General features: G+C 67.1%; 6 protein-coding genes and 1 pseudogene. 5 read left to right on the top strand and 2 right to left on the bottom strand.

All coding sequences use genetic code 11. The features are described from left to right. Positions 1 to 293: 293 nt before the first annotated feature. Together ACIBJI_RS42435 and ACIBJI_RS42430 are read right to left on the bottom strand one after the other, a co-directional pair. Complete coding sequence (locus tag ACIBJI_RS42435) at positions 294 to 725, bottom strand: YbaB/EbfC family nucleoid-associated protein (RefSeq protein WP_364360039.1); 432 nt, start codon at positions 723 to 725, stop codon at positions 294 to 296. A 43-nt stretch (positions 726 to 768) separates the two neighbouring features. Next, a complete protein-coding gene (locus ACIBJI_RS42430; RefSeq protein ID WP_397088835.1) occupies positions 769 to 2,427 on the bottom strand; it encodes a hypothetical protein in 1,659 nt (552 codons plus the stop codon). 186 nt (positions 2,428 to 2,613) lie between these two features. Between ACIBJI_RS42430 and ACIBJI_RS42425 the strand changes: the two genes are divergently transcribed. The 5 genes and pseudogenes from ACIBJI_RS42425 to ACIBJI_RS42405 all read left to right on the top strand — a co-directional run. Then, positions 2,614 to 4,542 carry a type VII secretion target gene (locus ACIBJI_RS42425; protein WP_364360046.1) on the top strand — a complete coding sequence of 643 codons (1,929 nt, stop codon included), beginning with the start codon at positions 2,614 to 2,616 and terminating at the stop codon, positions 4,540 to 4,542. A gap of 48 nt (positions 4,543 to 4,590) precedes the next feature. Next, positions 4,591 to 4,872: pseudogene (locus ACIBJI_RS42420) on the top strand (type VII secretion target); the annotation flags it as partial. A gap of 316 nt (positions 4,873 to 5,188) precedes the next feature. Next, positions 5,189 to 5,323, top strand: a complete 135-nt coding sequence (locus ACIBJI_RS42415; RefSeq protein ID WP_397088839.1) for a hypothetical protein — start codon at positions 5,189 to 5,191, stop codon at positions 5,321 to 5,323. 113 nt (positions 5,324 to 5,436) lie between these two features. Beyond that, the gene (locus ACIBJI_RS42410) at positions 5,437 to 6,525 is read left to right on the top strand and encodes a hypothetical protein (RefSeq protein WP_397088837.1); all 1,089 of its coding nucleotides are present in this window, start codon (positions 5,437 to 5,439) and stop codon (positions 6,523 to 6,525) included. Between the two features lie 8 nt (positions 6,526 to 6,533). Further along, on the top strand, positions 6,534 to 6,970 hold a 437-nt coding region (locus ACIBJI_RS42405; RefSeq protein ID WP_364360050.1), incomplete at its 3' end, for a hypothetical protein.

Raw genomic sequence — 6,970 nt, 5'->3', positions numbered from 1 at the left:
TGTTCGGCGTGGCCGCGACATTCTTCGGCCTTGTCCGACCAGTAGTCCGCCGCGCGGCGGGTGGCGGTTTCATCACCGCGGGGGAAATGTCCGGCGACACAGTCGATCACCGGTGGAGGCAACCCCGGCGGAAGAGTCAGCGTCATCTATGGCCTGACCCCGTCACACCCCGTACGGCCAGGAAACTCCCGCCCTCTCCACCAGCAAACGATCCAGCACGCCTAATTTTGACCCATTCCGGCGTGAGTTCCCATAATTGGGGACAGTGCTGCGCCGACCGTGCGCGGCGATCCTCACTCCGCTCTATTCTCCTCGCCACGGAAAAAGGCACGGATCTCGCGTAGGTTCGGCGCCTCGTCGGCAATATCGGAAAGGTCCGGCATGTTATCGAGTTCGGTGCCGACCGGAGCGGTCAGCGCCGTGTGCTGTTCACCGGCCCGACCGACTGCCTCCTGGACCGCCGCAAGGATGGTGCGGGCGAGCTGGTCAGGTGCCTTGCGCAGTGCGGCCGGAGTCAGAGAGAGATCGGTGAGCACGCCGTTGGCATCGACGACCACCTCCACCGACTGATCCGGTGAGTTCGCTTGTACGCGAACTGCTTCCAGTTGCCGGAACATCTCGCTGACCCGAGGTTGCTGCTGCTCGTAGGTGTCGAGGAGGTCCTCGATCTGGTTACGCAATCCGCTATTGGCCGATCGCAGGCCTTCCCGCTTCCATCGGTCCACGCCATCTCCTTATCTGAACATCGGTACTGCCAGTTGTGGTCCATCACTCGTCGAAGATGGACGCCTTCGCCATCGTCACCAGCAGCCGATGCAAGGTCTTCGCGGGTCCGCTCGCCGCCTCGCCATCCAACTCGACGGCGGTGAAAGCGTCTGCGAGCGCTACGGAAGGCGCGAATACACCATTGCGGAAACTGTTATCGCCCAACGCGCTACGCCACAGCTTGTAGCCGGTGACCACACGTGCCAGCGTGTCGCCTTTGGCACCGTGCACACGCAGATACTCGGTGATCAGCGTGCGCTGCGCCTCAACGCGCGCACGGAATCCGCCGCTGACATCCAGCACACCGCCGAGGGCGCGCACCATCGTCGCGTACATCGGTCGTTCCGGTTGGTCGACTTTCGGCGATCGTGGTGCCGTGACGCCCGGCAGGTGCGAATTCGCGGTGGTCACTCGGTCCAGTACGATCCACGGTGCCGGATCATCGGATTCCACTGTTGTGTTTCGATTCTCGACACGTGACGCGGCGCCGGCCAGATCGGTGATCTCGATCCCGTGCAGCGGCACGGTGTATCGCTGCAGCACCGCGTCGAGGGCGGCGGCCATCTCGCGCATCGTTTTCTCGTGGATTCCCGCTGTCTCGAAGCCGCGTATCTCGAGATTGTGCCGGGCGGCCATCTCAGTGGCGATCCGCATCGCCTCGCTATCTGTTTCAGCCCGCCGCGCCACTGCCCGCTGTGGTGCGGTCCGCTTCTGCTTGCCCTTTTTCGCCGCATCCTTCTCGGTACTCGGGCGACCACCCGGGCGGGGCGGGGAAACCCGCGGTGGCGCGCCGTTCGACGGGCTAGAGGTCGGGGACGACGCGGCCGGGGACGGCGCGGCCGGAGACTTCGACCATGGCGTGTTCGTCGGATTTCCCGACCAGGGTGTGCCCGCGGTACGCGCGGCCGAGCCGGACTCCTTGGCGGATACCGGATTCGCTCGCGCGCCGGCGCTCGCGGCGGCAGCATTTGTGGCTGGGGCTGCGCTGGTGCTGCCTGGCGCGGCGGTAGTGCCGGTGGATTCCGAATCACTCGCGGGCTCCTGCGAGCCATCGGTCCCACCGTTTCCATTCATGTCCGCGTTACGCCCGTCGTTATCGGCCGGTGAATCCGACTGCGGCGTCGCGGAATTCTCGGACGGGGACTGCGCCGACGGTGCCTGGGCGGATGGGGACTGCGCGGACTCGTGCTGCGCGGCCGGGGCGTCGACCGTTGGACGATCGGTTGTGGTCGAGTCGGGATTCGATACCGGTATCGATCCTTGCGATGTCGGCTGGACGGTCGGTGTCGAAATCGGCGTTCGATATCCACCCGTCCCGGATCCGTCGAGATCTGTGGCGAGTGTGGTCGGATTCGCGTTGCCGACGTGCTTGGCGGCGCCGAGGTCCTGCTGGGCGAGGGTCTCGGCGGCGCTGGCGAGTTGGCTCTGTATCGCCCGCACCGCTTCGGCCAGATTCTGCATACCTTCCATGGCACGGTCCGCGCCGGGCACATACGACTCCGCGATCATCTTTCCGGGATCGTCGTCACCCCAGAACTCGCCTTCACGGGCGAGATCGGCTTTCAGGTCGGCCACCATCCGTGCGACCTCGTCGGCGACCCCATCGAGATGTGCCGAGGAGGTGCGCATGGCGTCGAGATCGGCCCATAGCGATTCGGCCATGTCGATCTCCTAGGTGTGCTCGTGCCGATCGGGCCCGCGCAAACGGCTTCGCGCGCGAGATATCTGAATCCATTCGGCCGTCCATTGTCCGAATTTTCCCAGTGCTAGGACCTCCTCCGACATCCCCAACCGTGGGAAGGATCGACAATGGTGGGCGTCGGGTGGCGGGAAAGGATCTGATCGCATATGCCGGACGGCAGTATGGAAATCGACCCTCAGGTGTTGTACGACCTGGCGAATCAGCACGACCGGGTCCACGACGATACGATCGAATGGGCCAAGAAGCCCGATACGTGGTTGAAGACGTTTCCGGACAGCTACGGCGCGATCGCCCACCCGGTCCATAAAGCCCTGGAAGCGTACTACGACGCGCGTGAGCGCGCCGGTCTCGCGCTGGCGCGCGAGCACAAGCAGACCGCTGACGATTTGCGCAAGGCCGCTCGAGAGTTCGAACAAGCCGACCTCGACGGCGGCGCGGGTGTCCGCCGGATCATGAACGGCCCCGATTCGCACGGGCTGCCGCAAACCTCGCCGTCGCTGCCGAACGGCGCCTCGCCGAACGGTCACTCGCCCGTCAACACCAGCCCGTCCGATAACGTGCCGGGCGGTACTCAGCAGCCTGGTTCGACTCCCGCTTCGGACGACTCTCCGGTCGGTGTCGGGCCCGCAACCAGCGCCCCGACGACGAACGGTGCGGCACCGACCGGGCCCGACGGGACGGGTGTGTCGACGCCGACGTCGGGCACTGTGCCGCCTGGTGGCCCTGGCGGTGGCCCCGGTGGCGGACCTTCCGGTCCGTCCGGTCCGACGGTGACACCGCCCGGCGGCGTCGTGTCGTCGGTCTCCGCGGGACCCGGCGGTGGACCTTCCGGCCCCGGTCCGGACGACCGGACGTCGGACCGTTCGTCCGGTGTCAGCGCGGCGGGCGATCTGCCGCCCGTACCGATGGCGACGCCGTTCGCGTCGGCCGTCGCCGCCGCGAAGGATAAGGAGGCCGCACCGGCATACGTGGTCGGCGATGCCGTCAACAACGACCTGGTGGTTGCGCGCACCCTCCTCGGCGCCGTGCTGGCGGCGGTGGACTCGTCGGTGCTCGGCCTGCACTGGGCCGTGGCGGTGATGCGCGGTCCGGGTGGTGTGGGGGTATTCATCACCTCCAACGAGGGCCGCGGCTGGTTCCCCGCAGGGCTGTATCTACCGCGCGAAGTGTCCACGCCATGGTTGTGGGACGAAATGCTCGGCGCCGGTTCCGCGGAGGCGGCATCGCCATGGGAGGGCGTATCCGACCCGGCGCGCGTCCTGGTGGAATTCGGGCTGGCGTGGGGCGCGAAGGCTGGAGCCTCGCTCTCCGCGGTGGTGTCGTCCGGATCGATCGATTCCGGCCTGCGGGCACGGTTCAACGATGTCGCGATGGAGGGCATGGTCGCACCGTCCTATGACGTCGATCTGCGGGTGGCCACCCCCGACACCGCCGATCGGCTCGGACTCGCAGGCTCCGTCGAGGCGCTGGAGCAGATCGCGGCCGTGCCGGATTCGGCTCTGCGCGCACGCTGCGTCGAATTGGCGGCGGACGCGCACGCGAAGGTCGGCCGGATCCGCGACCTCCCCGCGGACGGCGCGGTCGCACGTGGGGTGCGGGACCGCATTCTGGCCGCGGTCCAGTCCGGCCGCGATATTCCGAGATCCTGGTGGGACGAACTGCGCGACGCCGACGATCTGCTCGCGGCCTCGATCATGCCGCGCCGGGTCGATGTCGGCCGGGTCGAGCCCGGGGACCTGCGGGTCGACGACGCGGACGGCGGATTGCGCACGTTGGTATTCGAGCGGCGGTGCAACGAGTTGGTCCTGTTGTTGGCCGAGGAAACCACTCGTCAGCAGTTGCGCGACGCGGTGTACGCACATGAGCAAATCGTGAAACATCCACGATTCGTCGAGGTTCCGGCGGCGGTTTCGACGGCGGTGGACGAGGTTGTCGCTCGGCCGGTGGGCGCCGGACAGGTCTCGGCGCCCGGCGTCACGGCCCCGGGCGTGACCGCCGGCCCGCCCGCGGGTGTGGTAGCCCCGCCGTCCTCGTCTCGCCCCGTTGATCGTCCCGATGCGACGGACCCGGCGTAAAGGGGCGCGATGAAGATCTGGCCTCACCGGGACAGGGCGGCCTGACCGATGTCGGACATTTTGGATTTGGATCCCGATGCGCTCCGCAGGCTGGCCGCTGGCCATGACGAGGCCGAGAAGCGAGCGCGGCATTGGGCACGGCAGCCGTCGGACTGGCTGAAAAAGTTCGGCTCCAGCAACGGCCCGATCGCTGCGCAGGTGCACAGCGCGATAGAGGGGTATTACGGGGCCCGCGAACGCGCCGGCAACGCGATGGCCGACAAGCACCACCGCGCCGCGCGAGACCTGCGTGCGGCCGCCGACGAGATGGAGCGCGCCGACGGTCACGGCGGTCGGCAGATTCGCCAGGTAGGAGGTAATCCTGGTACCGACGGGCCGTCCCCGGTTCCCGGCCCGGTCGTAGCTCCGCCCGGTCCCAGCTCGCCCGGCCCGAGTTCCCCTCCGCCCGGCCCGAGCGGGCCGCCGGGAGGGAACCGGACATATCCCAGCGCTCCGATAACCGACCCTGGCCTGCCTGGGCCCGGTGCCCCAGTTCCACCGGTGACGGGGCCGGCCACCACGCCCCTCCCCGCCGCGGCGGCACCACCCGGCGCCATCCCACCTGGTCCGGCCCCGATTTCAACCGCCGCAGCGGTGGCACCACCGGGTGACGGGCCATCTGGCCCCGGTGGGGGACCGGCTGGTCCGGGTGGTGGGCCATCCGGTCCCGGTGGTGGACCGCCCGGTCCGATCGGTGGACCGTCCGGCCACGGGCCTGGTCCGTCTGGTCCGGTTGGCGTGAATTCGGCGCCGATGTCGTCGGGCGCTACTGGCGCAGCACCACGATCCGGCGCGGTAATACCCCCCGCCGCAGCAATGGTTGCGCCGCGGAAAAGCACCGCCAACCCTGCTCACGTGGTCGGCGAACCGGTATACGACGATCTGCTGGTCGCCCGCACTCTGTTGGCTTCTGTACTGGGCTCGGTGGACTCGGAGGTGGCCGGGGCGGCGTGGGCGGTGGCGGCGCTGCGCGGCCCGTCCGGCGCGGGCCTGTTCATCACCACCAACGAGGGCCGCGGGTGGCTGCCAGCGGGCATATACTTGCCGCGCGCGGTGTCCACCCCGTGGCTCTGGGATCGCATGCTCGATGACGGCACCGGCAGCCCGTCCGCAGCATGGGAGGGGATCGCCGATCCGGCCCGGGTATTGGTGGAGTTCGGTCGGGTGTGGGGGCCGAAGGCCGGTGTCGCACTCACGGCGCTGGTGGCGTCCGGTCCGATCGATCCCGGACTGCGCGCTCAGCTCGACAACGTGGCCACCGAGGGGATGGTAGAGCCCGCCTATGACGTCGACCTGCGGGTGCCCACATCCGACACTGCCGACCGACTCGGGCTGACCGGATCCGTCGGTGCGATGGAACACATTGCCACCGTTCCCGATACCCAGCAGTGGGGCCGCTGCCTGGAACTGGCCGCTGACGCACACATGCGTCTCGCCCGCACCGGGCGCGCTCCGGCCGAAGCGATCGAAGTTACGCAGTTGCGCGACCGAATCCTGACGAATCTGCAAGCCGGGCAGCAGATTCCGCGGCAATGGTGGCACGACCTGCGCGACGCCGACGATCGGCTCGCTGACACTCTGTCGGCGCGCAGCCTCGATGTCGCCCGCATCGGACTCGGGGATCTGCGTGTCGATGCCGGCGCGGATGCTCTGCGGACCCTCGTCTTCCAGCGCCGCTGCACTGAACTGATACTGCTGCTGGACGGTGAACCCGGCCAGCAACAACTGCGGGACTCGGTCTACGCATACGAGCAGGTTGTGCAACATCCGGCATTCACGGATGCGCCGGCGGCCGTGACGGCGCCGGAGCGGGCTCAGGTTCGGGGTGTGGCGGGGACACACGTCACGGTTGCGGCTGATCGTTCGCCCATCGCTTCCGAGCGGGTGCCTGCGGTACCGCCAGTCGATTCGGAGCGTTTGTCCGATACTAATCTGCGTGGCTGAGAGGTGAAATGAGCGCTGGGTCATTCTATCAGTACACCAAGGATAAAGGGTGGGTCCTAGTCGATGGCACCGGTAGTACACCGGAGAAGGCGGGGTACTACTACGCTGAAGACGGCGCCGGAAATCTGCAGCCCTACTATTGCAAGGGCGGTGGTGATTATCGAGCAATAAATTATAAAGACAAAAATGTCATAGACGCCGATGGAAACCTCTACTCTTACAAGGGAGACAATCTCGATGTAAGCCACTCTGACGTATCCGACAAATCTAGTGGTAACATCTCGAATGTAAAAGTCGATGGGTTCGATCCGCCGAAACCGGCAGACAGTAACCCAAGCCCCAAAACCGAGGACAAATTACCGGCTCTTAAAGACCGTCGTGATGATCGGTTGGAGCCTGGGGAGAAGCTGGCTGCGCCGGGGTCCAAAGAGGTCACCGATGGTGA

The sequence above is a fragment of the Nocardia sp. NPDC050408 genome, from assembly GCF_044458905.1.
In the GTDB taxonomy this organism is placed as follows: domain Bacteria; phylum Actinomycetota; class Actinomycetes; order Mycobacteriales; family Mycobacteriaceae; genus Nocardia.
The sequence above is the reverse complement of the archived record's forward strand: the minus strand, read 5'-3'. Positions and strand labels throughout refer to the sequence as shown.

Excerpts from the sequence above, each read along its gene's own strand:
- ACIBJI_RS42430 (WP_397088835.1), bottom strand. The coding sequence starts at position 2,427 with ATGGCCGAATCGCTATGGGCCGATCTCGACGCCATGCGCACCTCCTCG.
- ACIBJI_RS42425 (WP_364360046.1), top strand. The coding sequence starts at position 2,614 with ATGCCGGACGGCAGTATGGAAATCGACCCTCAGGTGTTGTACGACCTG.